The organism is Streptomyces sp. GL_148, from assembly GCF_057834205.1.
In genome coordinates this window covers 6,364,432-6,390,319 of record NZ_CM174396.1, presented here as the reverse complement: position 1 = coordinate 6,390,319, position 25,888 = coordinate 6,364,432, and the positions used below count along the sequence as shown (strand labels likewise).

The following is a 25,888-nucleotide window of genomic DNA, read 5'->3' as shown; positions in this document are numbered from 1 at the left end:
TTGGCGGGGGCCTTCTCGTTTTGGAGCCCTTTAACGGAATCGAACCGTTGACCTTCTCCTTACCATGGAGACGCTCTACCGACTGAGCTAAAAGGGCGGGTTGTTCGGCGGCGTCCTACTCTCCCACAGGGTCCCCCCTGCAGTACCATCGGCGCTGAAAGGCTTAGCTTCCGGGTTCGGAATGTAAACCGGGCGTTTCCCTAACGCTATGACCACCGAAACACTATGAAGTTAACCAAACCGGATATGACACAGTTCGTTACTTCAGAACTAACACAGTGGACGCGAGCAACTGAGGACAAGCCCTCGGCCTATTAGTACCAGTCAGCTCCACCCGTTACCGGGCTTCCACATCTGGCCTATCAACCCAGTCGTCTACTGGGAGCCTTACCCTCTCAAGGAGGTGGGAATACTCATCTTGAAGCAGGCTTCCCGCTTAGATGCTTTCAGCGGTTATCCCTCCCGAACGTAGCCAACCAGCCATGCCCTTGGCAGGACAACTGGCACACCAGAGGTTCGTCCGTCCCGGTCCTCTCGTACTAGGGACAGCCCTTCTCAATATTCCTACGCGCACAGCGGATAGGGACCGAACTGTCTCACGACGTTCTAAACCCAGCTCGCGTACCGCTTTAATGGGCGAACAGCCCAACCCTTGGGACCGACTCCAGCCCCAGGATGCGACGAGCCGACATCGAGGTGCCAAACCATCCCGTCGATATGGACTCTTGGGGAAGATCAGCCTGTTATCCCCGGGGTACCTTTTATCCGTTGAGCGACGGCGCTTCCACAAGCCACCGCCGGATCACTAGTCCCGACTTTCGTCCCTGCTCGACCCGTCGGTCTCACAGTCAAGCTCCCTTGTGCACTTACACTCAACACCTGATTGCCAACCAGGCTGAGGGAACCTTTGGGCGCCTCCGTTACTTTTTGGGAGGCAACCGCCCCAGTTAAACTACCCATCAGACACTGTCCCTGATCCGGATCACGGACCGAGGTTAGACATCCAGCACGACCAGAGTGGTATTTCAACGACGACTCCACAACCACTGGCGTGGCCGCTTCAAAGTCTCCCACCTATCCTACACAAGCCGAACCGAACACCAATATCAAACTATAGTAAAGGTCCCGGGGTCTTTCCGTCCTGCTGCGCGAAACGAGCATCTTTACTCGTAGTGCAATTTCACCGGGCCTATGGTTGAGACAGTCGAGAAGTCGTTACGCCATTCGTGCAGGTCGGAACTTACCCGACAAGGAATTTCGCTACCTTAGGATGGTTATAGTTACCACCGCCGTTTACTGGCGCTTAAGTTCTCAGCTTCGCCACACCGAAATGTGACTAACCGGTCCCCTTAACGTTCCAGCACCGGGCAGGCGTCAGTCCGTATACATCGCCTTACGGCTTCGCACGGACCTGTGTTTTTAGTAAACAGTCGCTTCTCGCTGGTCTCTGCGGCCACCCCCAGCTCACGGAGTAAATCCGATCACCAGTGATGGCCCCCCTTCTCCCGAAGTTACGGGGGCATTTTGCCGAGTTCCTTAACCATAGTTCACCCGAACGCCTCGGTATTCTCTACCTGACCACCTGAGTCGGTTTAGGGTACGGGCCGCCATGAAACTCGCTAGAGGCTTTTCTCGACAGCATAGGATCATCCACTTCACCACAATCGGCTCGGCATCAGGTCTCAGCCTTATATGAGGGACGGATTTGCCTACCCCTCGGCCTACACCCTTACCCCGGGACTACCACCGCCCGGGCTGGACTACCTTCCTGCGTCACCCCATCGCTTACCTACTACAAGTCTGGGTCACCGGCTCCACCACTTTCCTTTCCCCGAAGGGTCCGGAACGGCTTCACGGGCTTAGCATCGCCTGATTCGATATTGGGCGTTTCAAAGCGGGTACCGGAATATCAACCGGTTGTCCATCGACTACGCCTGTCGGCCTCGCCTTAGGTCCCGACTTACCCTGGGCAGATCAGCTTGACCCAGGAACCCTTAGTCAATCGGCGCACACGTTTCTCACGTGTGTATCGCTACTCATGCCTGCATTCTCACTCGTGAACCGTCCACAACTAGCTTCCGCTGCTGCTTCACCCGGCACACGACGCTCCCCTACCCATCACAGCGGGCGTTGGCCCTATTGCTGCAATGACACGACTTCGGCGGTACGCTTGAGCCCCGCTACATTGTCGGCGCGGAATCACTTGACCAGTGAGCTATTACGCACTCTTTCAAGGGTGGCTGCTTCTAAGCCAACCTCCTGGTTGTCTCTGCGACTCCACATCCTTTCCCACTTAGCGTACGCTTAGGGGCCTTAGTCGATGCTCTGGGCTGTTTCCCTCTCGACCATGGAGCTTATCCCCCACAGTCTCACTGCCACGCTCTCACTTACCGGCATTCGGAGTTTGGCTAAGGTCAGTAACCCGGTAGGGCCCATCGCCTATCCAGTGCTCTACCTCCGGCAAGAAACACGTGACGCTGCACCTAAATGCATTTCGGGGAGAACCAGCTATCACGGAGTTTGATTGGCCTTTCACCCCTAACCACAGGTCATCCCCCAGGTTTTCAACCCTGGTGGGTTCGGTCCTCCACGAAGTCTTACCTCCGCTTCAACCTGCCCATGGCTAGATCACTCCGCTTCGGGTCTAGAGCGTGCAACTCAATCGCCCTATTCGGACTCGCTTTCGCTACGGCTTCCCCACACGGGTTAACCTCGCTACACACCGCTAACTCGCAGGCTCATTCTTCAAAAGGCACGCAGTCACGACCGTTATTCCGAAGAATAACGGCGACGCTCCCACGGCTTGTAGGCACACGGTTTCAGGTACTATTTCACTCCGCTCCCGCGGTACTTTTCACCATTCCCTCACGGTACTATCCGCTATCGGTCACCAGGGAATATTTAGGCTTAGCGGGTGGTCCCGCCAGATTCACACGGGATTTCTCGGGCCCCGTGCTACTTGGGAGATTCTTAAGCAAGCCGCTGATGTTTCGTCTACGGGGGTCTTACCCTCTACGCCGGACCTTTCGCATGTCCTTCGACTACATCAACGGTTTCTGACTCGCCGACCGGCCGGCAGACCGATCAAAAGAATTCCCACAACCCCGCATGCGCAACCCCTGCCGGGTATCACACGCATACGGTTTGGCCTCATCCGGTTTCGCTCGCCACTACTCCCGGAATCACGGTTGTTTTCTCTTCCTGCGGGTACTGAGATGTTTCACTTCCCCGCGTTCCCTCCACACTGCCTATGTGTTCAGCAGTGGGTGACAGCCCATGACGACTGCCGGGTTTCCCCATTCGGACACCCCCGGATCAAAGCTCAGTTGGCAGCTCCCCGGGGCCTATCGCGGCCTCTCACGTCCTTCATCGGTTCCTGGTGCCAAGGCATCCACCGTGCGCCCTTAAAAACTTGGCCTACAGATGCTCGCGTCCACTGTGTAGTTCTCAAGCAACGACCAGCCACCCATCACCCCACCAGACAAGCTGGCGAGTTCACTGGGGCCGGCATCACGAAGATAAAGCCTTACGGCCGTACCCTCAGATACCCAACAACGTGCCAAGCACGATCCCCCGTCAGTGAGTCACTTTCCACGCCGAAGCAGTACTTGTGATCCATCCAGGAAACCGTGCCAACTAATCAACGTTCCACCCTGAGCTGACCGTGCAGAACGTTTGTCTGCAATCGGTACTGTGCTCCTTAGAAAGGAGGTGATCCAGCCGCACCTTCCGGTACGGCTACCTTGTTACGACTTCGTCCCAATCGCCAGTCCCACCTTCGACAGCTCCCTCCCTTACGGGTTGGGCCACCGGCTTCGGGTGTTACCGACTTTCGTGACGTGACGGGCGGTGTGTACAAGGCCCGGGAACGTATTCACCGCAGCAATGCTGATCTGCGATTACTAGCAACTCCGACTTCATGGGGTCGAGTTGCAGACCCCAATCCGAACTGAGACCGGCTTTTTGAGATTCGCTCCACCTCACGGTATCGCAGCTCATTGTACCGGCCATTGTAGCACGTGTGCAGCCCAAGACATAAGGGGCATGATGACTTGACGTCGTCCCCACCTTCCTCCGAGTTGACCCCGGCGGTCTCCTGTGAGTCCCCATCACCCCGAAGGGCATGCTGGCAACACAGGACAAGGGTTGCGCTCGTTGCGGGACTTAACCCAACATCTCACGACACGAGCTGACGACAGCCATGCACCACCTGTATACCGACCACAAGGGGGGCACTATCTCTAATGCTTTCCGGTATATGTCAAGCCTTGGTAAGGTTCTTCGCGTTGCGTCGAATTAAGCCACATGCTCCGCTGCTTGTGCGGGCCCCCGTCAATTCCTTTGAGTTTTAGCCTTGCGGCCGTACTCCCCAGGCGGGGAACTTAATGCGTTAGCTGCGGCACCGACGACGTGGAATGTCGCCAACACCTAGTTCCCAACGTTTACGGCGTGGACTACCAGGGTATCTAATCCTGTTCGCTCCCCACGCTTTCGCTCCTCAGCGTCAGTAATGGCCCAGAGATCCGCCTTCGCCACCGGTGTTCCTCCTGATATCTGCGCATTTCACCGCTACACCAGGAATTCCGATCTCCCCTACCACACTCTAGCTAGCCCGTATCGAATGCAGACCCGAGGTTAAGCCTCGGGCTTTCACATCCGACGTGACAAGCCGCCTACGAGCTCTTTACGCCCAATAATTCCGGACAACGCTTGCGCCCTACGTATTACCGCGGCTGCTGGCACGTAGTTAGCCGGCGCTTCTTCTGCAGGTACCGTCACTTTCGCTTCTTCCCTGCTGAAAGAGGTTTACAACCCGAAGGCCGTCATCCCTCACGCGGCGTCGCTGCATCAGGCTTTCGCCCATTGTGCAATATTCCCCACTGCTGCCTCCCGTAGGAGTCTGGGCCGTGTCTCAGTCCCAGTGTGGCCGGTCGCCCTCTCAGGCCGGCTACCCGTCGTCGCCTTGGTGGGCCATTACCCCACCAACAAGCTGATAGGCCGCGGGCTCATCCTTCACCGCCGGAGCTTTTAACCCCCGCCCATGCAGGCAGGAGTGTTATCCGGTATTAGACCCCGTTTCCAGGGCTTGTCCCAGAGTGAAGGGCAGATTGCCCACGTGTTACTCACCCGTTCGCCACTAATCCACCCCGAAGGGCTTCATCGTTCGACTTGCATGTGTTAAGCACGCCGCCAGCGTTCGTCCTGAGCCAGGATCAAACTCTCCATGAATGTTTACCGGTTATCCGGTGCACACGCACTTAGAGCGGGACAGTCATGTCGGAATAAGACTGACCGTCCACTGCGTCCTCGCTGTGTAATTGCCTGCAAGTATCAGGGCCGAAGCCGCGACCTCACAGGTCTTTTTTCAAAGGAACCTCATCCACCGAAATGGACGGGGTATCAACTTTTTGGCGTTGATTTTTGGCACGCTGTTGAGTTCTCAAGGAACGGACGCTTCCTTTGTACTCACCCTCAGTAACAATTACTGGGGCTTTCCTCCGGGCTTTCGTTCTGTTCTTACGTTTCCGACTCTATCAGACTCTTTCGTGTCCGATTCCCAGTCAGCGGGTTTCGCTTTCCAGTTCTTCGCTTTCGCGTTTCCCTTTCCGGCGATTCCAACTCTACCAGATCATTTCCGTGCCCTGCTTCTCGAAAGTCGCAGTCGGCTTGGATTTGAATTGGACGGCCATTGGAGAGCCATTCCCTTTCGGGCGAGCCAGACTTTATCAGGTTTCCCTGCTCTGGAATCCCACCCGCCCGCATCGACGTGGCCGGGCACACGTGTGTGCCGGGGTGCCGTGCGAGGTGGAGACGTAAACGTACTGGAGCGGGGCCCCCGGATGCAAATCCGGTTGCCCCGCTCCGGTGTGGTCGCTACCGCGAGGGTCAGACCTCGACGACGACCGGGAGGATCATCGGGCGGCGGCGGTAGCCGTCCGAGACCCACTTGCCCATCGTGCGGCGGATGAGCTGCTGGATCTGGTGCGGCTCGGCCACACCGTCCGCGGCGGCGCGGGCGATGGCTTCCTCGATCTTCGGCAGGACGGAGGCGAACGCCGAGTCCTCGATGCCGGAGCCGCGGGCCTGGATGTTCGGGCCGCTGACGATCTTGCCCGTGGTGCTGTCCACCACGACGTAGACCGAGATGATGCCCTCGTCACCGAGGATCTTGCGGTCCTTGAGGTGGGCTTCGGTGACGTCGCCGACCGAGAGGCCGTCCACGTAGACGTAGCCGGCCTGGACCTTGCCGGAGATGCGGGCCTTGCCGTCGATGAGGTCGACGACGACGCCGTCCTCGGCGATGACGATGCGGTCCTTCGGTACGCCCGTCAGGGCGCCGAGCTCGGCGTTGGCGCGCAGGTGGCGCCATTCGCCGTGGACCGGCATCAGGTTCCGCGGCTTGCAGATGTTGTAGAAGTACAGCAGCTCGCCGGCGGAGGCGTGGCCGGAGACGTGCACCTTGGCGTTGCCCTTGTGCACGACGTTGGCGCCCCAGCGGGTCAGGCCGTTGATCACGCGGTAGACCGCGTTCTCGTTGCCCGGGATGAGCGACGAGGCCAGGATGACCGTGTCGCCCGGGACGATCCGGATCTGGTGGTCGCGGTTCGCCATGCGGGACAGGGCGGCCATCGGCTCGCCCTGCGAACCCGTGCAGACCAGGACGACCTCGTGGGCCGGCAGGTCGTCGAGGGTCTTGACGTCCACGACCAGGCCGGCCGGGACCTTCAGGTAGCCCAGGTCACGGGCGATGCCCATGTTGCGGACCATCGAGCGGCCGACGAAGGCGACCCTGCGGCCGTACTCGTGGGCGGCGTCGAGGATCTGCTGGATGCGGTGCACGTGGCTCGCGAAGCTCGCCACGATGATCCGGTTGTTGGCGTTGGCGAACACCGTGCGCAGGACGCCCGAGATCTCGCGCTCGGGCGGGACGAAGCCCGGGACCTCGGCGTTCGTCGAGTCCGAGAGGAGAAGGTCGATGCCTTCTTCGCTCAGGCGCGCGAAGGCGTGCAGGTCGGTGAGGCGGTTGTCCAGCGGGAGCTGGTCCATCTTGAAGTCACCGGTGCACACGACCATGCCGGCGCCGGTGCGGATGGCTACCGCCAGGGCGTCCGGGATGGAGTGGTTGACCGCGATGAACTCGCAGTCGAAGGGCCCGAGGTTCTCGCGCTCGCCTTCCTTCACCTCGAGGGTGTAGGGGCGGATGCGGTGCTCCTGGAGCTTGGCCTCGATGAGCGCCAGCGTCAGCTTGGAGCCGATCAGCGGGATGTCCGGCTTCTCCCGGAGGAGGTAGGGGACGGCGCCGATGTGGTCTTCGTGGCCGTGCGTGAGGACGATGCCCTCGATGTCGTCGAGGCGATCCCGGATGGACGAGAAGTCCGGCAGGATCAGGTCGATGCCCGGCTGCTCCTCTTCGGGGAAGAGGACGCCGCAGTCGACGATGAGCAGGCGGCCGTCGAACTCGAAGACGGTCATGTTGCGGCCGATCTCACCGAGCCCGCCCAGGGGGGTGACCCGAAGGCCGCCCTTGGGGAGCTTCGGCGGCGGACCGAGTTCAGGATGCGGATGGCTCAAAAGGTTCTCCTTCACCACGCGCGGCCACGTACCCGTCGAGGCACGTGGCGCGCATGTCATTCGTGCACTTGCTGTCGTCTTGTGTGGTTCTGCTTATTCAGTTGTGAAGTCTGGTGTCAGAGCTGTACCCCGCCGGCGGCAAGATCGATCTTGAGCTGCGCCGTCTCTTCGGCGGTCAGTTCGACCAGCGGGAGCCGCAGCGGGCCCGCGGGCAGGCCCTGCAGGTTCAGTGCGCCCTTGGTGGTGATCACACCCTGGGTGCGGAACATGCCGGTGAAGACGGGGAGCAGCTTCTGGTGGATCTCGGTGGCCTTCTGGACGTCGCCGCCCAGGTGGGCCTCGAGCATCGCGCGGAGCTCGGGGGAAACCACGTGACCGACCACGGAGACGAAGCCGACCGCGCCGACCGACAGGAGCGGCAGGTTCAGCATGTCGTCACCGGAGTACCAGGCCAGACCGCTCTGCGCGATGGCCCAGCTGGCGCGTCCGAGGTCGCCCTTGGCGTCCTTGTTGGCCACGATACGGGGGTGCTCGGCCAGCCGGACGAGTGTTTCCGTATTGATCGGGACACCACTGCGGCCGGGGATGTCGTAGAGCATCACCGGGAGCTCGGTTGCGTCGGCGATCGCCGTGAAGTGCCGGTAGAGGCCCTCCTGCGGCGGCTTGCTGTAGTACGGGGTGACCGCGAGCAGGCCGTGGGCGCCGGTGCGCTCGGCCTGGCGGGCCAGCTCGAGGGTGTGACGGGTGTCATTGGTGCCGATGCCGGCGACCACGTGGGCCCGGTCTCCGACCGCTTCGAGTACGGCTCGTACGAGGTCGTTTTTCTCCGCGTCAGTGGTGGTCGGCGACTCACCGGTGGTGCCGTTGATGATCAGGCCGTCGTTGCCTGCGTCCACCAAGTGGACGGCGAGCTGCTGCGCGCCATCGAGGTCAAGTGCGCCATCCGCCGTAAACGGCGTGATCATGGCGGTGAGGACCCGCCCGAAGGGGGTCTGCGGAGTCGAGATCGGAGCCATGGGTAACACGCTACTCGCTGCCATGCTCGCGGTGTCCCCTCGGGGGACGTGATGAGGGTGTTGGAGCCCGGCACTGCCTGCTCGGGGGTTCAAGCAGTGCCGGGTCCGTTTGATCAGCCTAGATGAACTTTACGAAACGTGGCAATACGGACACTTCGGACTTGCCTCGTACATCCGTGCGGAACTGGGTACTCCGCCCGTACGGGGCACCGCGGCCGACCGCGGGAAGGGCGCGGGCGACGTCGCTCCGCCGGGGAGAAAGGGCCGGCCGGCAGGGCCGAACGGGCAGCTCGGGCTCCGACCGGCTCTCGGGCGGCGGAGCTGACGCAGCGCCATAAAATTTGGTTAATGTCCCGAAAACCGGCACCGATCGGGCCTTTCGCACGTCCTACCCGGTAGAACGCCCGCCCATCCTGCCCCCACCGCCCCAGGGCCCTGACCGTGAGGAGAGTCGTTCCCCATGTTTCGCCGGCGCGAACCCGTCCCGTTCGCCTTCGTCGCCGAGGCCGACCGATTCCGCAGCAACGTCACTCCGCCGCCGCGCGAGCGTCTGAGCAAGACCCAGATCGCCGCCCGTAGTCTGGTCGGACTGACCGTCGTGGCGGGGCTCGTCGGATCGCTGCTCTTCGGCATCCCGGCACTGCAGCCGAGCCACGCACCGGCGAAGTCGCAGCAGTCGGAGGCATCCGAGGGGCGGTAGCCTCACGGGCACAGCCCAACCGAACGTGCATGTGAGTGAGGTCCTGCCGTGCCCCTGCCCTTTTTGACGGCCGACGGCGCATTCGACGCGCACGACAACGGGGAAACGCTCCCCTACGAAGACCCCGACCGCTGGCGTCGCCCCTACCGTCCGGGGCCCTGGCGGGTTGCCATCGCCGCAGTGCTGCTGCTGCTCGGCTCGTTCATGCTGTTCGCCACGGTGATCATCGTCGCCGCCGGCACCTGGGCCGGCGCCCTGGGCGGTCTGCTCGCCTCGCTGGCCGTGGTCGGCTCCGCCCTACGGCTGCTGCGCACGGGCGTCTGGGTGAGCCCCAAGGGGCTGCGTGTGGCGGGGTTCTTCAGCACCCGCTCGATCCCCTGGAGCCAGGTCGGCGAGGTCCGCACCGTGCAGCAGCCCGTGCGCTGGCTCGGGTTGCCGAGGACCGTGCAGGGCCAGGCCCTGACGGTGGCCGCGCGCTCCGGCGCCGAACTGCCGGTGCTGCTGACCGACCACAGCGCAGATTTCCTGTCGCGGACCGAGGCCTTCGACCGGGCCGCCGGCTCGGTCGAGGCCTGGGCCGACGAGTACCGGGCCGTTGCCGGCATCGCCTGACGTCGCGGTTGCGGTGGTCTCCGCCCGGCCACCGCAACCATCAATTGAGGAACCACGACGGCGATCAGCCACGTCCGCGAGAGCGGCGCCGGTTTAGGCGCAAAGAGGGGTGCAGGGAGATGGCCCGCTGCATGGCCTTGCGGGCCCGCGGGGTGTCGCGGGCGTCGTGGTAGGCGACGGCGAGGCGGAACCAGCTGCGCCAGTCCCCCGGCGCGTCCTCAGTCTCGGCCCTGCGGCGCGCGAAGACCTCGTCGGCCGAGTCACGCAGGATCCGGCCGTACTTGTCCCGCTCCAGCTCGTCGACGGGCAGTCCGCCCTCGGCCTCCAGCTCGGCTCCGAGCTGGTTGGCCCTGGTGACGAACTGGGTGTTCTTCCAGAGGAACCAGACGCCGATGACCGGCAGGATCAGCACGGCCACCCCGAAGGTGACGGTGAGCCAGGTCCCGTGCCGGATCAGCATCAGGCCCCGGCTGCCGACCAGGACGAAGTACACGACCAGGACCGCGGCCGTGATGAAGTAGAGGATCTTCGCGCGCATGGGTACCGCCTGCTCGTCAGCCGAGTTCGAGGAAGTTTTCCAGGCCGAAGGTGAGGCCCGGAGTCTGCGTCACGCGCCGCGCGCCGAGCAGGATGCCCGGCATGAAGCTGCTGTGGTGCAGGGAGTCGTGACGGATGGTCAGGGTCTCGCCCTCGCCGCCGAGGAGCACCTCCTGGTGGGCCAGCAGGCCGCGGAGGCGGATCGCGTGCACCGGGACGCCGTCGACGTTCGCGCCACGCGCGCCGTTGAGCCCGGTGGCGGTGGCGTCGGGCTGCGCGCCGAGTCCGGCCTCGGCGCGGGCGGCCGCGATGAGCTGCGCCGTGCGGGTCGCCGTGCCGGAGGGGGCGTCGACCTTGTTCGGGTGGTGCAGTTCGACGACCTCGACGGACTCGAAGTACCGGGCGGCCTGCGCGGCGAACTTCATGGTGAGGACGGCGCCGATGGAGAAGTTCGGGGCGATGAGCACGCCGGTCGCCGGGGAAGCGGCGAGCCAGGTGTTCAGCCGGCCGAGGCGGTCCTCGGTCCAGCCGGTGGTGCCGACCACTCCGTGGATGCCGTGGCGGACGAGGAACTCCAGGTTCTCCATCACCGAGGCGGGGGTGGTCAGCTCGACCGCGACCTGGGCGCCGGCTTCCGCCAGCGTCTCCAGCTTGTCTCCGCGGCCGAGGGCGGCCACCAGTTCCATGTCCTCGGCGGCCTCGACGGCCTTGACCGCCTCGGAGCCGATGCGGCCCTGGGCGCCGAGAACTGCCACGCGCAGCTTGCTCATGTCATTCCTTAAAGTGCGTACGGGCCCGGGCCCTGTCCCGGGGCCCGGGCGACGTGCTCCTGAGAGGGGCCTGGCTAGGCGACGGCCTCGTCGAGACGGGCCGCCTGCTTCTCCTTCAGCGGACCGATCACCGCGAGCGAGGGTCGCTGCGCCAGGACGTCCTGCGCGACCGAGCGCACGTCGTCCGGAGTGACGGCCGCGATCCGGGCCAGCAGGTCGTCGACCGACATCTGGTCGCCCCAGCACAGCTCGCTCTTGCCGATGCGGTTCATGATCGCGCCGGTGTCCTCCAGGCCGAGGACGGTGGAGCCGGACAGCTGGCCGACGGCCCGCCGGATCTCCTCGTCGGTGAGCCCGTCGGCGGCGACCTTGTCCAGCTCGTCCCGGCAGATCCGCAGTACGTCGTGGACCTGGTTGGGGCGGCAGCCGGCGTAGACGCCGAAGAGGCCGGTGTCGGCGAAGCCCGAGGTGTACGAGTACACGCTGTAGGCGAGGCCGCGCTTCTCCCTGACCTCCTGGAAGAGGCGGGAGGACATGCCGCCGCCGAGCGCGGTGTTCAGTACGCCGAGCGCCCAGCGGCGCTCGTCGGTGCGGGCCAGGGCCGGCATGCCGAGGACCACGTGGGCCTGCTCGGTCTTGCGGTTGACCAGCTCGACGCGGCCGGAGGTGCGGATCCGCTTGGTGCCGGAGCGCGGGCCGACCGGCTCGGCGTCGGTGCGGGTCAGCGCGCCGGCCTTCTCGAAGGCCGCGCGGACCTGGCGTACGACCTTGTTGTGGTCCACGTTGCCCGCGGCCGCCACGACCAGGTGGGTGGGGTCGTAGTGCTTCTTGTAGAAGCGGCGGATCCGGTCGGCGGTGAGCGCGTTGATCGTGTCGACGGTGCCGAGGACGGGGCGCCCGAGCGGGGTGTCCCCGTACATGGTCTGGGCGAACAGGTCGTGGACCATGTCGCCCGGGTCGTCCTCGGTCATCGCGATCTCTTCGAGGATGACTCCGCGCTCGGCGTCGACATCGGATTCGAGGATCAGCGAGCCGGTGAGCATGTCGCACACGACGTCGATGGCCAGCGGCAGGTCGGTGTCGAGCACCCGCGCGTAATAGCAGGTGTACTCCTTCGCCGTGAAGGCGTTCATCTCGCCGCCGACCGCGTCGATCGCGGAGGAGATGTCGAGGGCACTGCGCTTCTCGGTGCCCTTGAAGAGGAGGTGCTCCAGGTAGTGCGTGGCGCCGTTCAGCGAAGGCGTCTCGTCCCGGGAGCCGACGTGCGCCCAGATCCCGAAGGTGGCGGAGCGGACGGACGGCAGGGTCTCGGTGACGACGCGCAGTCCGCCGGGGAGGACCGTGCGGCGCACGGTGCCGATGCCGCCTGCGCCCTTGAGCAGTGTTTGGGTACGGGCGACGGCCCGCCCCTCCGAAGAGGGGCGGGCCGTCACACGCGAACTACGCGACGTCACTTGTCGGAGTCGTCCTTGTCAGCGTCGTCGCCGGCGGCCTCGCCGTCGATCACGGGGACCAGGGAGAGCTTGCCGCGGGAGTCGATCTCGGCGATCTCGACCTGGACCTTGGTGCCGACCGCGAGCACGTCCTCGACGTTCTCCACGCGCTTGCCACCGGCGAGCTTGCGGATCTGCGAGATGTGCAGCAGGCCGTCCTTGCCGGGCATGAGGGAGACGAAGGCACCGAAGGTGGTGGTCTTGACGACCGTACCCAGGTACCGCTCGCCGACCTCCGGCATGGTCGGGTTGGCGATCTGGTTGATCGTGGCGCGGGCGGCCTCGGCGGCCGGACCGTCGGAGGCACCGATGTAGATGGTGCCGTCGTCCTCGATCGTGATCTCGGCGCCGGTGTCCTCCTGGATCTGGTTGATCATCTTGCCCTTGGGCCCGATGACCTCACCGATCTTGTCCACCGGGATCTTGACGGTGATGATCCGCGGCGCGAACGGGGACATGGCGTCCGGCGTGTCGATCGCTTCCATCATCACGTCGAGGATGTGGAGGCGGGCGTCGCGGGCCTGCTTGAGGGCGGCGGCCAGAACCGAGGCCGGGATGCCGTCGAGCTTGGTGTCCAGCTGGAGCGCGGTGACGAACTCCTTGGTGCCGGCGACCTTGAAGTCCATGTCGCCGAAGGCGTCCTCCGCACCGAGGATGTCGGTGAGGGCGACGTAGTGGGTCTTGCCGTCGATCTCCTGCGAGATCAGGCCCATGGCGATACCGGCGACGGGGGCCTTGAGGGGCACACCGGCGTTCAGCAGCGACATGGTGGAGGCGCAGACCGAGCCCATGGACGTCGAGCCGTTGGAGCCGAGAGCCTCGGACACCTGGCGGATCGCGTAGGGGAACTCCTCGCGCGTCGGGAGGACCGGCACGATCGCGCGCTCGGCGAGCGCGCCGTGGCCGATCTCGCGGCGCTTCGGCGAACCGACGCGGCCGGTCTCGCCGACCGAGTACGGCGGGAAGTTGTAGTTGTGCATGTAGCGCTTGCGGGTCACCGGGGAAAGGGTGTCCAGCTGCTGCTCCATACGGAGCATGTTGAGGGTGGTGACGCCCAGGATCTGGGTCTCGCCACGCTCGAACAGCGCCGAGCCGTGCACGCGCGGGATGGCCTCGACCTCGGCGGCGAGGGTACGGATGTCCGTGATCCCGCGGCCGTCGATGCGGACCTTGTCCTTGATGACGCGCTCGCGGACCAGGGCCTTGGTCAGGCTGCGGTACGCGGCGGAGATCTCCTTCTCGCGGCCTTCGAAGGCCGGGAGGAGCTTCTCGGCGGCGATCTCCTTGACGCGGTCCAGCTCGGCCTCGCGGTCCTGCTTGCCCGCGATGGTCAGCGCCTGGGAGAGGTCACCCTTGACGGCGGCCGCGAGGGCCTCGTACACGTCGTCCTGGTAGTCCAGGAAGACCGGGAACTCGCCCTCGGGCTTGGCGGCCTTGGCGGCCAGGTCGGCCTGGGCCTTGCAGAGGGCCTTGATGAAGGGCTTCGAGGCGTCGAGACCGGCGGCCACGACCTCCTCGGTCGGCGCCTCGGCGCCGCCCTGGACCAGGGCGATGGTCTTCTCGGTGGCCTCGGCCTCGACCATCATGATCGCGACGTCGCCGTCCTCGAGCACGCGGCCCGCGACGACCATGTCGAAGACGGCGTCCTCGAGCTCGGTGTGCGTCGGGAAGGCAACCCACTGGCCGCGGATCAGCGCGACGCGGACGCCGCCGATCGGGCCGGAGAAGGGCAGGCCGGCCAGCTGCGTGGACGCGGAGGCGGCGTTGATCGCCACGACGTCGTACAGGTGGTCGGGGTTGAGCGCCATGATCGTCGCGACGACCTGGATCTCGTTGCGCAGGCCCTTCTTGAAGGACGGGCGCAGCGGGCGGTCGATCAGGCGGCAGGTGAGGATCGCGTCCTCGGAGGGGCGGCCCTCGCGGCGGAAGAAGGAGCCGGGGATCTTGCCGGCCGCGTACTGCCGCTCCTCGACGTCCACCGTCAGGGGGAAGAAGTCGAGCTGGTCCTTGGGCTTCTTCGACGCGGTGGTGGCGGAAAGCACCATCGTGTCGTCGTCCAGGTAGGCAACGGCGGAGCCGGCGGCCTGGCGGGCCAGACGGCCCGTCTCGAAGCGGATGGTGCGGGTGCCGAAGGAACCGTTGTCAATGACGGCCTCGGCGTAGTGGGTCTCGTTCTCCACTAGCGTTTTCTCCATTTTCGTCGTCTCCGTCCGCCACCCGTGTGGTGGTGGACGGTTGCGGAGAAGCGCTCCTTGCGTGCGGGCCGGTCTTCGATCGAAGCAGCCGGGCGAAGCCACGTACGGGCTTTCCGGATGCCACTACCGAGGACCGGCGGCGTAGGGAGGGCGCTCCTCCTCTTCAGTTGTGCACGTCTTTCGACGTGGACGCTTCCAGACTACAAAGCGTCCGGTACGTCGCGCACGTACAGCAAAGGGAGCGGCCCCCTCAATGTGGGAACCGCTCCCTTCACAGCGTCTTTACTTGGCGCCGGCCGCACCGCGGCGGATGCCGAGGCGCTCGACCAGCGTACGGAAGCGCTGGATGTCCTTCTTGGCCAGGTACTGCAGCAGGCGGCGGCGCTGGCCGACCAGGATCAGCAGACCACGACGGGAGTGGTGGTCGTGCTTGTGAAGCTTCAGGTGCTCGGTCAGGTCCGAGATGCGGCGGGACAGCATCGCGACCTGGACCTCGGGGGAGCCGGTGTCGCCCTCCTTGGCACCAAACTCTGCGATGAGCTGCTTCTTGACTGCGGCGTCGAGCGGCACGCGTACTCCTTGTAAATAGGTCTTCATAGCCACCGAGTGCCCCAGGTCGAATTCTCTGGGGATCTTCCGTAACTCGGGAGGCAGGGTCCGCTGAGCGCAGCCTCCAGAGGATTCCGGGGGCGCGTACACAAACGGCCGTCACACAGCGTACCAGGCTGCCGCAGGCCCCTGTCTCAGCTGGTGAGAGCGCGGGCCCGGGCGTACACGTCGAGCACCGCAAGGGTCAGCGGGACAAGGCTGAGCAGGACCGCCGCCTCGGTGAGGTCGAGCAGCCGCCCCCAGAAGGGTGACAGACCCTTGCGGGGAATGACCAGCGCAATTCCGACGAGGAGGGCCGCGCCGGCGGCCACGGCGGCGGAGAGCCAGAGCGTACGGATCTCCAGGCCGCTGTGGTCTCCGTAGAGGGCGAGCTCCTTGAGCAGAGCGGCCGGCGGGTGGATGGCGAGGCCCAGGACGAGCAGGCCGAGGGCGGCGAAGCCCGCCACCAGGGTGCAGGCGACCTGGGAGGTGTAGCGGAAGAGCCGGGCGCGCAGCAGCATGGCGAGCCCGGTGGCCAGGGCCAGGAGCCGGGCCCAGGTGTTGTCCGAGAAGCCGAGGACGGCGGCGGAGCCGACGGCGACGGCCGCGCAGCCGCCGACGAGGCCGAGGAGCATCTCGTGGCCGCGGCGGGCCTGGGCGGCGATGGCCTCGGCGTCGAGCGGGGCTCCGGAGTCGTGCCCGTCGGTGGCGGAGCGCTCACCGTACGGCTCGGTGTCGTAGCGGTCCGGGGTCTCGTACTCGGCGGTGGCGCTCTGCGGGGCGGCGTAGCCGATGGGGAGCCGGGCGAAGCGGGCGGAGAAGCCGGGGAGGAAGGCGACGAGGCCGATGGCCGCGGGGGCGCAGACGGCCGCGGCGGAGGTCGCGCCCGCGTCGGCGGTGATGGCGGCGAACGTGGCCAGGGTCCCGGTGGCGGCGAGGAAGGTCGTCGCGACGAAGGGTGCGTCGCCGTCGGGGGTGAGGGCGACGAGGGCGACGGAGGCGACGAGCACGCAGGCGCAGCCGAGGAGGAACTGGAGCCGGCCGGGGCCCTGGCCGGCGGCGGGGGCGATGATGCCGGAGCCGGCGAGCAGCAGGTGCGGTACGGCGGCGAGGCCGAGGGCGACGGCGGAGCCGCGGTCGCGGTAGACCCGGGCGCGGACGCCCGCGGCGGCGGTGAGGAGCAGGCCGACGGAGCCGGCGATGATGCCGGGCAGTCCGTGCATGTCGTGCAGGACGGGGTCGGCGTACCAGAGGACGAAGCCGAGGAGGACGAAGAGGACGGCGGCGCCGGTCAGGCCCGCGCCGCGCAGCATGTCGTCGCTCCAGCGGTGGCGGTCGCGCACCACGGCGGCGGCGACGGCGTCGGAGACGTCGTCGAAGACGGCGGGCGGCAGGGATTCGGCGAAGGGGCGCAGGCTCAGCACTTCGCCGTCCAGGACCTGCTGGGCCGCGAGGGTGCGGGCGCCGTCGAGGACGGTGCCGGAGCGCAGGACCAGGTGGAAGCCGGTGGGTGCGCCGACGGGCTGGGTCTGGCCGGTGAGGCGCAGCAGCTCGGGGTAGATGTCGGCGACGGCGATGTCCTCGGGGAGGGCTACGTCTATGCGGCTGTCGGGAGCCACGACGGTGACCCTGCGGAAGCCGGTCGCCTCGGCGGTGTTCACCTGATGCCCCCCGGTGGGTGTGTGCGTTGGTGTGCGTGGGTGCGCCGGCGGCGGTGGTCCGCCCGCCGGTGCGCAGCCGATTCGCGGATGCGCATGCCGCGCGCGCCACCCTACCGGGAGTGCTGATGACTGTCGGCAAGTAGGATCACCCCTCTGCGAAGGAGACCCCCTTCGCGCCCGGGACTTGAGGGCGCCGGTTGCGACGTCCCGTCTGTTTTCGAGGGATTGATGCTCCGGTGAGCCAGATCGTCGTCAAACGTCCGCCCCGGTCGCTGCCGCCCGAAGTCCCTTCGGACGAACTGAGGCTCGAGGCACCGCCGGAACTCCCCCGCGGGCAGCAGGAGGGCGTGCTGATGCAGCTCCTCCCGATGCTCGGGATGGGCTCGTCCGCCGTCTTCTTCTTCATGCCGGGTGCCGCGCCGTTCATGCGCATCATGGGCGTGCTGATGATGGTGTCGACGGTGGGCATGCTGGTGGCCCAGTTGGTGCGGCACCGGCGCGGTACGCAGGGGCAGATGGCCGACATCCGGCGGGACTACCTCAAGTACCTGGCCCAAACCCGCCGTCAGGTACGCAGGACCGCGCGGGCACAGCGTGACGCGCAGCTGTATCTGCACCCGGCTCCTGAGCAGTTGTGGTCGGTGGTCGCCGAGGGTTCGCGCCTGTGGGAGCGCCGGGTCGGCGACGCGGACTTCGGGCAGGCCCGGCTGGGGCTGGGCGCGCAGCGCCTGGCGACCCCGCTGGTGGCTCCGGACACGGCGCCGGTGGACGAGCTGGAGCCGCTGACGGCGGGCGCCATGCAGCGGTTCCTGCGGGTGCACTCCTCGCTGGACGGGCTGCCGATGGCGATGTCGTTGCGGGCGTTCTACCACGTGACGGTCTCCGGGGAGCCCGAGTCGGCGCGGGGCACCGCGCGGGCGCTGGTGGCGCAACTGGCGACGCTGCACTCCCCCGAGGACCTGATGGTGGCCGTGGTGGCGGCGCCGGGCGCGGTGGCGGAGTGGGACTGGGTGAAGTGGCTGCCGCACACCCAGGTGCCGGGTCAGATCGACGGGGCCGGCACGAAGCGGCTGTTCGGCGACGACCTCGGTGAGCTGGAGGGGCTGCTCGGTTCCCGGCTGGAGGGGCGGCCCCGGTTCAGCCGGGAGGGCTCCCCGGTGCTGGACCAGCCGCACGTGGTCCTCGTACTGGACTCGGGTTCCCGCGGGGGTCTGGTGCCGCCGGACTCGGTGTTCGCCGCGGCCGAGGGTCTGCAGGGGGTCACCGTCGTCGAGGTGGTGGCGGGCGAGCTGGACGAGGCGCGCGGCGGACTGTCGGTCGTGGTGCGGCCTGGCCGGCTGCGGCTGGAGTCGGGTGCGGGCTTCGCCTACGAGGGTCTGCCGGACACCCTGTCGCTGCCGGCGGCCGAGGCGCTGGCCCGGCAGCTGGCGCCGCTGCGGACGGGCGGCGGGGACGAGGACGAGCCGCTGCTCGCCAATCTGGACTTCACCGACCTGCTGAACCTGGGCGACGCGGCCGCCGTGGACGTGGCCCGGACCTGGCGGCCGCGCTCCGCCGGCGAGCGGCTGCGCGTGCCGATCGGGGTCGGCGAGGACGGCTCCCCGGTGATGCTGGACCTGAAGGAGGCCGCGCAGGAGGGCATGGGCCCGCACGGGCTGTGCGTGGGCGCGACCGGTTCGGGCAAGTCGGAGCTGCTGCGCACGCTGGTGCTGGGGCTGGCCGTCACGCACACCTCGGAGACGCTGAACTTCGTACTCGCCGACTTCAAGGGCGGTGCGACCTTCACCGGGATGGGGCAGATGCCGCACGTCGCGGCGGTCATCACGAACCTGGCGGACGACCTGACGCTCGTGGACCGCATGGGCGACTCGATCCGCGGCGAGCTGCAGCGCCGGCAGGAGCTGCTGCGCTCGGCGGGCAACTACGCGAACATCCACGACTACGAGAAGGCCCGCGCGGCCGGTGCTCCGCTGGAGCCGCTGGCCTCGCTGGTGCTGGTCATCGACGAGTTCTCCGAACTGCTGACCGCGAAGCCGGACTTCATCGACATGTTCATCCAGATCGGCCGCATCGGCCGGTCGCTGGGCGTGCACCTGCTGCTGGCCTCGCAGCGGCTGGAGGAGGGCAAGCTGCGCGGGCTGGACACGTACCTGTCGTACCGGATCGGTCTGCGGACCTTCTCGGCGGCGGAGTCGCGGACCGCGATCGGCGTGCCGGACGCCTACCACCTGCCGTCGGTGCCCGGTTCGGGCTACCTGAAGTTCGGTACGGACGAGATGACGCGCTTCAAGGCGGCGTACGTCTCGGGCACCTACCGCTCGGGCGGCCCGGACCTGTCGGTCGGGATGTTTCCGGTGGAGCGGCGGCCGGTGCTGTTCACGGCGGCGCCGGTGCCGGTGGTGTACGCGGCTCCGGACCCGGCGTACCTGTCGGCGCGGGCGGAGCAGGAGGCGCGGGCCGGGGACGACGCGCTGGCGGACACGGTGCTGGACGTGATCGTGGGGCGGCTGGAGGGGCAGGGGGTGCCGGCGCACCAGGTGTGGCTGCCGCCGCTGGACCAGGCTCCGCCGCTGGATCAGCTGCTGCCGGCGCTGGCGCCGAGCGCGGAGCGGGGGCTGCACGCGGAGGGGTACACGCGGCCGGGCGGGCTGGTCGTACCGCTCGGGCTCATCGACAAGCCGTTCGAGCAGCGGCGCGAGGTGCTGTACCGGGACTTCTCGGGTGCGGCGGGCCACATGATGGTGGTCGGCGGTCCGCAGTCGGGCAAGTCCACGCTGATGCGGACGCTGATCTCCTCGTTCGCGCTGACGCACACCCCGCGCGAGGTGCAGTTCTACGGGCTGGACTTCGGCGGCGGCGGTCTGTCCTCGCTGGCCGAACTGCCGCACGTGGGCGGGATCGCGTCCCGGCTGGACCCGGAGCGGGTGCGGCGCACGGTCGCGGAGGTGGCCGGAGTGCTGCGCCGGCGCGAGGAGTTCTTCCGCGCGAACGGCATCGACTCGATCGGCACCTACCGGCGCCGGCGGGCCGCGGGCGAGCTGCCCGGGGAGGCCTGGGGCGACGTGTTCCTGGTCGTCGACGGCTGGGGCGGCTTCCGGGGCGAGTACGAGGCCCTGGAGCAGGTCGTCACCGACATCGCGTCCCGCGGGCTGGGATACGGCATCCACGTGGTGATCACGGTCGCCCGGTACATGGAGGTCCGGGCCGCGCTGAAGGACCAGATCCTCAGCCGGCTGGAGCTGCGCCTCGGCGATGTCATGGACTCCGAGTTCGACCGCAAGGTCGCGGCGAACGTGCCGACGGGGATGCCGGGCCGCGGCCAGGTCGCGGAGAAGCTGCACTTCCTGGGCGCGCTGCCGAGGGTCGACGGCTCGCACGCGGCGGAGGACCTGTCGGAGGCCACGGCCGCCTTCGTGGACGCCGTGAAGCAGAACTGGACGGGCCAGGCGGCCCCCGGCGTACGGCTGCTGCCGCGGCTGCTCCACGCCGACCAGCTCCCGAAGGGCGCGGAGTACCCGGAGCGCGGGATCGCGATCGGCATCGACGAGACCGAGCTGGAGCCGGTGTTCGTCGACTTCGAGACCGACCCCTTCCTCCTCGTGTTCGGCGAGAGCGAGTCGGGCAAGACCAACCTGCTGCGGCTCATCGCGCAGCGGATCTCGGAGCGCTACGGCCCGGACCGGGCACGGCTGGTGGTCGGCGACTACCGGCGCAGCCTGCTCGGTGCGCTGCCGGAGGAGCACCTGCTGGAGTACGCGCCGATGGCGAGCTCCCTGCAGATGCACATGGAGGCGCTGGCCGGGGTGTTCGCCCGCCGCCAGCCGCCGCAGGACGTCACTCCTCAGCAGTTGCGCGACCGCAGCTGGTGGACCGGCCCGGACGTGTTCATCATCATCGACGACTTCGATCTGGTGGCCACGAGTCAGGGCAATCCGCTGACGCAGCTGGTGGAGTTCCTGCCGTTCGCCCGGGACACGGGTGTGCGCTTCGTGATCGCGCGCAGCTCGGCGGGTGCCTCGCGCGCGCTGTACGAGCCGTTCATGCAGCGGATCAAGGAGCTGGGCGCGCAGGGCGTGGTGCTGTCCGGCGATCCGTCCGAGGGCGATCTGGTCGGCAACGTGCGGCCGCGCCCCATGCCTCCGGGCCGGGCCTCCTTCGTCTCGCGCAAGCGCGGGACCTCGCTGATCCAGATCGGGCGGATGCCGGGGCTGTAGGACGGGGCTGTAGGACGGGGGCCGGGCACGGGGCGCGTGCGGGAGGAGTGCCGGAGGGTTCCGGAAAGCCTCCCGCGCGCGGCCGGTCACCCTCGATAATCGGCAGGGACCGCACCACCGAGGGAGAGGCCGCGCATGGGCACTCAGCAGGAGAAGGACGAGCTGTACGGGCTCGACATCAGCGGCGTCGAGTGGGAGGGCCCGCCCGGTACCTCTCCCGACGAGGAGCGGGTCGAGATCGCCCGGCTGCCCGAGGGGGCGGTGGCGATGCGGTCCTCGCTGGACCGGGACACGGTGCTGCGCTACACCGCGGCCGAGTGGGAGGCGTTCGTACTCGGGGCCAGGGACGGGGAGTTCGATCTCGACCGGGGTCCGCGCTAGGACCGGGCCGCACGAGGGCCCGTACGGCCTCCGTGGACAGAGGAAGGGGCGCGCCCGGTGCGGGCGCGCCCCTTCCTCGTGTCACGTGCCGCGTGGCACGCAGTCCGGCTCAGTAGGCCTCGGTGAACAGGCGCGAGGCCTTCACGTCGGTGGCGCGGTAGTCGTTCTTGCCGCGCTCGATCAGGTCCGCGACCTGGCGCAGCTGGGCGCGCATGTGGTCGGCCTTGCCGTTGTACTTGCGCTGCAGCTCGACGTACTGGAGGTGCGCCTCGCCGTCCCAGGTGTCGGTGACGACCGTCAGGGCCGCACCCATCTCGTCGAGGTCCTTCTTGATGTTGTCCGAGACGATGCGGATGCGGTCCGCCATCCCCTGGAGGCTCTCGTACTGGACCTTGGTGTGCCCGTCGTTCGCGGTCATGCTCTTCTCCTTCGCACGGGGCTGGGCAGGTGGGTGGGGAAGCGGGTCAGATGCCGTTCAGGGCGGAGGTGTTGCCACCGCCGCTGGAGGCCTTGACCGACTGGAACGCCGAGACCACGTCATCGTCCTGCGCGTTGCTCAGGTTCTTGGTCTGCCCGACCGCGTTGTGCAGGACGCCGAGCAGCCGGCGGATCTCGTCGTGGTCCTCGTTGACGACGGTCTGCGCGGAGGTGAACCCCGACGCACCCACACCGGTCCAGCCCGCGCTGACGGTGGCGAGGATGTCCGCCAGCTCCCGGGACTGCCGGGTGACGCTGTCGGCGGTCTCCGAAATCTTGTTCAGTGCCTGCTTTACCGGGTCATCAGCGAGTCCGAAATTGTTGGTCATCCGAAGCTCCTCATCTCTCAATTCGCCAGACAGAACCGGCGGATCGCGCGGCGGAGCGGTACTACGAGAGGGCGGTTTTCAGCCACGCGCCCCCGGATCCCCCTCCGCTTCACGCACAATCCCCGATCACAGTCGTGAAGCCTCCGAACACTGTAGTCAGTTGATCGGCGCGACCCAACACAGCCCTTGGGGATCTGTTGATGAACCGTGACCGTTCACTGCAAACGGCGCCTGCGGTTCCGGGCGTCCCGGACCACCGTCGCGGTCCCGGCGATCACCGCGATGAGTACGCCGCCGATCCCCAGCGCGTACGTGCCGAGCCGCTCGTCACGTTCGCGCGCCGTCTCGCTCGTGTGCATCACGGCCGGTTCCGGGGCCGCCGCGCGGGGCGGTCCGGGGTCCGCTACGGGGGTCTTGGGACGCTCGGCCCCCACGGCGGACTGGGTGAGCGCGCGGACCGGGTCGACCACGCCCCAGCCCACGTAGTCGTCGTGGCCCTTCACGGACCGCTCGGCGGTGTTCTGGAGCTGCCAGATCACCTCCTGCGCGGTCCACTCGGGATGCTTGGCGCGCAGCAGGGCGGCGACCCCGGCGACGTAGGGGGCGGAGAAGCTGGTGCCGTTGTCCACGCACTGGCCGAAGCCGGGGACGGTGGAGACCATGTCGACCCCGGGCGCCGCGATCCCGACGAAGGAGCCGGGCTGGGAGAAGGCGGCGCGCTCGTTGTTGCGGTCCGAGGAGCCCACGGCCAGGACACCGGGGAAGGCCGCCGGGTAGGTACGGCGCTTCTTGCCGGTCAGGCCGTCGTTGCCCGCCGAGGCGATGACGACCACGTTGGCCTCCACGGCCTTCTTGACGGCCTGGCCGAGCTTGGAGTCCTGGGTCATAGGGATCTCGGTGTCCTGCGAGATGTTGATGACCTGGGCGCCCTTGGCCACGGCGTGCGTGATGGCCTCGCTCAGGGTCTCGGCGTTGCCGTTGCCCTGCCCGTCGTTCTGCCGGATGGGGATGATCGTGGCCTCGGGGGCGAGCCCGACGAAGCCGGTACCGGGCTGCGGGCGGGCCGCGATCAGCCCGGCGACCTTGGTGCCGTGCCCGACGGTGTCCGCGGTGCCGTCGCCCTTGGCATCGAGGAAGTCGCGGCCGGCCCCGATGTCGAGGGCGTCGCTGAGCTGCGGGTTGACCCGGTCGACGCCGGTGTCGATGACGGCCACGCGGACGCTCTTGCCGTCCTTGGAGCGGCCCTTGGTCTGCGCCCAGAGCTCGTCGAGCAGCAGCCGCTGGAGCGCCCAGGGCCGGTCCTCTATCTGCTTCTTCATCGGGAAGGTGCACTCGCCGGCGCCCGCGAGGCGCAGCGGGTACGAGGGCTCGCGCGGGCTCTCGTACGAGGGCTGCGGCGCCGCGCCCAGCGTGAGGGCGGCGGCGGCCAGCAGGGCGGCGAGGGCGGACTTCCCCGTGCGCGGCATCGCTGCGCCCGGGATACCCGTGCTCCGCATGGCCGTGCTCGGCATCGCTGTGCTCCGCATCACGAGCCCTGGGGCTGGCGGGCGGAGTTGCTGTCGAGGCGGGGTCCCTTGGAGAGGAACTCCGACCACGCGATCGGCACCGTCACCGGGACCACGTCCGCGTATCCGAGCCGAGCCTGGGCCTGGCTCGGCGCGGGGCGGCCGTCGGAGGTGGCCGGCCCGCTCTGGCCGGTGCTCGCGCTCTGGTCGGTGCTCGCGCTCGGTCCGGTTGAGGGCTGGGCCGCGTCGCTGTCGCCGTTGGCCTGGACGGCGTACCGCAGGCCGGTGTCGGTGACGAGGAAGAGCGCTCCGCCCGCGGTGGTCTGGCGGCCCTGCGCCTGGGTGTAGAGCAGGCCGGTGCCGGGGGTGACGTAGGCGCTCGTGCCGCTGGCGGTGATGTCGACGGGGAATCCGGTGCCGGCCCAGGTGCTCAGCGTCTGGTCGCCCTGGGCGTCGACCGAGCGCAGCACGCTGCAGACGGTGTCGCGGCGGCCGTCCGAACCGGCGGCGGAGGCGCCGGCGCGGACCTCGTTGATCCGGTCGGTCTTCTTCTGCGGCCATTTCGCGTTGCCCTTGAAGGGGGTGCGGTCCGGGTTGATGGACTGGAGGTCCACCTCGTGGGGCTTGCCGTGCATGTCGAGCCGGTCGGTCGCGGGCGAGGAGATCATCAGCCAGGCCGTGAAGTCGGAGACGGGGACGACCTTGCCCGGCAGCACCAGGTAGTGCTGCGCGCCGGAACCGGTCACGGCCTTCAGGACCATGCCGACCTTGTCGTCCTTGCTGGACAGCCCCTTGACCCCGGCGGCCGTCCCGGCCTTGGCGCCCGGCAGTTCGGGGAAGGCCAGGTCGTCGCCGGAGCCGAGGGTGGCCAGCCACTCCTCGGTAACCGGCTGCGGGACGGCGCTGCCGCCGACGAGGGCGTTGGTCATCGTGCGCGCGTCCGCGGTGCCCTCGGGGAACTTGTACTTCACGCCCGCCGCGTCGACGAGGTAGCGGGCCCTGCCCTGGCCGGTGCTCTGGACGTACAGGGCCTGGGCGTCGGAGAGCCGGCGCCGGTCGTCCATCAGCTTCGCCTCGCGGTCGGCCAGGACGAAGGCGGCCGTCTGCACGCCCTTGCCGTTGCCGCCGGGCTGCTGGCAGACCGCCCAGCGCTTGGCCTTCCCCGCGTCCGCCGGGGCGGGCAGCCGGTCGGGGGCGTACGGGATGCCGATGATGGGGCCGCGCGGGAGCTTGCCCGCGTCCAGCACCTTGTCCGCGACCTGGACGACCTTGGCCTTGTTCGGGTCGAGCAACAGCCGTGCGGAGGCGAGGTTGAGCACCGGGTGCAGCCGCGTCTGGTCCTTGCCGTCGACCTTGGTGGTCAGGACGACGTAGCGGGTCGTCGAGTCCTTGCCGACGATGACGTAGTCACCGGGTCTGTCCCACCCCTTGGGGGCCGTCGGCTTGAACATCCCCCAGGCTCCGAAGGCCGCGAGGACGAGCGCCGCGGTGATCACACCGGGCAGGACGGCGCGCAGCGGTCGCGGAGCGCCCTCCTCGGACCCGCTCGCGGAAGGCTGAAGGAACGCGGCCACCGTGCGTCGCTTGGCAAAGGTGTACGCGTTGAGCTCGTCACGTCGTGAGGCCATGGCCGCCTGATTCTCCCCGCACGGCCCGGTCGGTGGGTACGGTCGCCGGGCCTCTGTTGTCCGACCGGCCACCTACTATGCCTCTTGACGGAGGGTGGGTGGGGGCCGGGTAGGGTGAGGCAGCCGCTCCACGCCTTCCGGGCCGGGGGAAACAGGGGTGTTGGGGCTGATTGGGGAGATTCCGGGGGCGAGCGGCCGGCTGTCGCGCGT

General features: G+C 67.5%; 16 protein-coding genes, 1 tRNA gene and 3 rRNA genes. 4 read left to right on the top strand and 16 right to left on the bottom strand.

Annotation, left to right across the window (positions count from 1 at the left end; all coding sequences use genetic code 11):
- Positions 1-21: 21 nt before the first annotated feature.
- The 6 genes from AC3IYI_RS29310 to dapA form a co-directional block, all read right to left on the bottom strand.
- Positions 22-97 (bottom strand) — tRNA-Thr (locus AC3IYI_RS29310).
- 5 nt (positions 98-102) lie between these two features.
- A 5S ribosomal RNA gene (gene rrf / locus AC3IYI_RS29305) occupies positions 103-220 on the bottom strand.
- Between the two features lie 74 nt (positions 221-294).
- Positions 295-3,418 (bottom strand): 23S ribosomal RNA (locus tag AC3IYI_RS29300).
- Between the two features lie 286 nt (positions 3,419-3,704).
- Positions 3,705-5,229 (bottom strand): 16S ribosomal RNA (locus AC3IYI_RS29295).
- Together the 16S, 23S and 5S rRNA genes with 1 tRNA gene alongside form the textbook arrangement of a ribosomal RNA operon.
- Positions 5,230-5,886: 657 nt before the next feature.
- Positions 5,887-7,572 carry a ribonuclease J gene (locus AC3IYI_RS29290; protein ID WP_489406497.1) on the bottom strand — a complete coding sequence of 562 codons (1,686 nt, stop codon included), beginning with the start codon at positions 7,570-7,572 and terminating at the stop codon, positions 5,887-5,889.
- A 116-nt stretch (positions 7,573-7,688) separates the two neighbouring features.
- Entirely contained in the window at positions 7,689-8,588 is a 900-nt protein-coding gene (gene dapA / locus AC3IYI_RS29285; RefSeq protein WP_054220975.1) for a 4-hydroxy-tetrahydrodipicolinate synthase, read from the bottom strand.
- A gap of 460 nt (positions 8,589-9,048) precedes the next feature.
- Here dapA and AC3IYI_RS29280 point away from each other — a divergent pair, with 460 nt between their 5' ends.
- On the top strand, positions 9,049-9,288 hold the full coding sequence (locus tag AC3IYI_RS29280) for a hypothetical protein (protein ID WP_489406496.1): 240 nt from the start codon (positions 9,049-9,051) through the stop codon (positions 9,286-9,288).
- 48 nt (positions 9,289-9,336) lie between these two features.
- Positions 9,337-9,900, top strand: coding sequence for a PH domain-containing protein (locus AC3IYI_RS29275; RefSeq protein ID WP_489406495.1), 564 nt, complete (start codon positions 9,337-9,339; stop codon positions 9,898-9,900).
- A 64-nt stretch (positions 9,901-9,964) separates the two neighbouring features.
- Here the strand turns inward: AC3IYI_RS29275 and AC3IYI_RS29270 are convergent, their stop codons facing one another.
- The 6 genes from AC3IYI_RS29270 to eccD all read right to left on the bottom strand — a co-directional run bounded on the left by AC3IYI_RS29270 (position 9,965) and on the right by eccD (position 17,144).
- Positions 9,965-10,438, bottom strand: a complete 474-nt coding sequence (locus tag AC3IYI_RS29270) for a hypothetical protein (protein WP_489406494.1) — start codon at positions 10,436-10,438, stop codon at positions 9,965-9,967.
- A gap of 16 nt (positions 10,439-10,454) precedes the next feature.
- Positions 10,455-11,207, bottom strand: a complete 753-nt coding sequence (gene dapB / locus AC3IYI_RS29265; RefSeq protein WP_489406493.1) for a 4-hydroxy-tetrahydrodipicolinate reductase — start codon at positions 11,205-11,207, stop codon at positions 10,455-10,457.
- A 74-nt stretch (positions 11,208-11,281) separates the two neighbouring features.
- Entirely contained in the window at positions 11,282-12,661 is a 1,380-nt protein-coding gene (locus tag AC3IYI_RS29260; protein WP_489406492.1) for a M16 family metallopeptidase, read from the bottom strand.
- Complete coding sequence (locus tag AC3IYI_RS29255) at positions 12,658-14,880, bottom strand: polyribonucleotide nucleotidyltransferase (protein WP_489411717.1); 2,223 nt, start codon at positions 14,878-14,880, stop codon at positions 12,658-12,660. The genes AC3IYI_RS29260 and AC3IYI_RS29255 overlap by 4 nt, the downstream gene beginning before the upstream one ends.
- A 297-nt stretch (positions 14,881-15,177) precedes the next feature.
- Positions 15,178-15,465, bottom strand: coding sequence for a 30S ribosomal protein S15 (rpsO, locus tag AC3IYI_RS29250; RefSeq protein WP_267758433.1), 288 nt, complete (start codon positions 15,463-15,465; stop codon positions 15,178-15,180).
- 173 nt (positions 15,466-15,638) lie between these two features.
- Entirely contained in the window at positions 15,639-17,144 is a 1,506-nt protein-coding gene (gene eccD / locus AC3IYI_RS29245; RefSeq protein WP_489406491.1) for a type VII secretion integral membrane protein EccD, read from the bottom strand.
- A gap of 236 nt (positions 17,145-17,380) precedes the next feature.
- Between eccD and eccCa the strand changes: the two genes are divergently transcribed.
- Both eccCa and AC3IYI_RS29235 read left to right on the top strand, forming a co-directional pair.
- The gene (eccCa, locus tag AC3IYI_RS29240) at positions 17,381-21,358 is read left to right on the top strand and encodes a type VII secretion protein EccCa (RefSeq protein ID WP_489406490.1); all 3,978 of its coding nucleotides are present in this window, start codon (positions 17,381-17,383) and stop codon (positions 21,356-21,358) included.
- Positions 21,359-21,493: 135 nt separating this feature from the next.
- A complete protein-coding gene (locus AC3IYI_RS29235; protein ID WP_243337515.1) occupies positions 21,494-21,739 on the top strand; it encodes a DUF397 domain-containing protein in 246 nt (81 codons plus the stop codon).
- A gap of 109 nt (positions 21,740-21,848) precedes the next feature.
- On the opposite strand, the gene AC3IYI_RS29230 is transcribed toward AC3IYI_RS29235, so the two are convergent.
- The 4 genes from AC3IYI_RS29230 to eccB all read right to left on the bottom strand — a co-directional run bounded on the left by AC3IYI_RS29230 (position 21,849) and on the right by eccB (position 25,678).
- The gene (locus AC3IYI_RS29230) at positions 21,849-22,157 is read right to left on the bottom strand and encodes a WXG100 family type VII secretion target (RefSeq protein WP_489406489.1); all 309 of its coding nucleotides are present in this window, start codon (positions 22,155-22,157) and stop codon (positions 21,849-21,851) included.
- Positions 22,158-22,203: 46 nt separating this feature from the next.
- Positions 22,204-22,545: a WXG100 family type VII secretion target gene (locus AC3IYI_RS29225; protein WP_266881417.1), complete on the bottom strand. Its 342-nt coding sequence runs from the start codon at positions 22,543-22,545 to the stop codon at positions 22,204-22,206.
- Positions 22,546-22,760: 215 nt separating this feature from the next.
- Positions 22,761-24,041: a type VII secretion-associated serine protease mycosin gene (mycP, locus tag AC3IYI_RS29220; RefSeq protein WP_489411716.1), complete on the bottom strand. Its 1,281-nt coding sequence runs from the start codon at positions 24,039-24,041 to the stop codon at positions 22,761-22,763.
- A 29-nt stretch (positions 24,042-24,070) separates the two neighbouring features.
- Entirely contained in the window at positions 24,071-25,678 is a 1,608-nt protein-coding gene (eccB, locus tag AC3IYI_RS29215) for a type VII secretion protein EccB (RefSeq protein ID WP_489406488.1), read from the bottom strand.
- Positions 25,679-25,888: the final 210 nt, after the last annotated feature.

Bases quoted from the DNA above. Each gene is read 5' to 3' on its own strand.
- dapA (WP_054220975.1), bottom strand. From the start codon at position 8,588: ATGGCTCCGATCTCGACTCCGCAGACCCCCTTCGGGCGGGTCCTCACC.
- AC3IYI_RS29280 (WP_489406496.1), top strand. From the start codon at position 9,049: ATGTTTCGCCGGCGCGAACCCGTCCCGTTCGCCTTCGTCGCCGAGGCC.
- AC3IYI_RS29270 (WP_489406494.1), bottom strand. From the start codon at position 10,438: ATGCGCGCGAAGATCCTCTACTTCATCACGGCCGCGGTCCTGGTCGTG.
- dapB (WP_489406493.1), bottom strand. From the start codon at position 11,207: ATGAGCAAGCTGCGCGTGGCAGTTCTCGGCGCCCAGGGCCGCATCGGC.
- AC3IYI_RS29235 (WP_243337515.1), top strand. From the start codon at position 21,494: ATGGGCACTCAGCAGGAGAAGGACGAGCTGTACGGGCTCGACATCAGC.
- AC3IYI_RS29230 (WP_489406489.1), bottom strand. From the start codon at position 22,157: ATGACCGCGAACGACGGGCACACCAAGGTCCAGTACGAGAGCCTCCAG.
- AC3IYI_RS29225 (WP_266881417.1), bottom strand. From the start codon at position 22,545: ATGACCAACAATTTCGGACTCGCTGATGACCCGGTAAAGCAGGCACTG.
- mycP (WP_489411716.1), bottom strand. From the start codon at position 24,041: ATGCGGAGCACGGGTATCCCGGGCGCAGCGATGCCGCGCACGGGGAAG.
- eccB (WP_489406488.1), bottom strand. From the start codon at position 25,678: ATGGCCTCACGACGTGACGAGCTCAACGCGTACACCTTTGCCAAGCGA.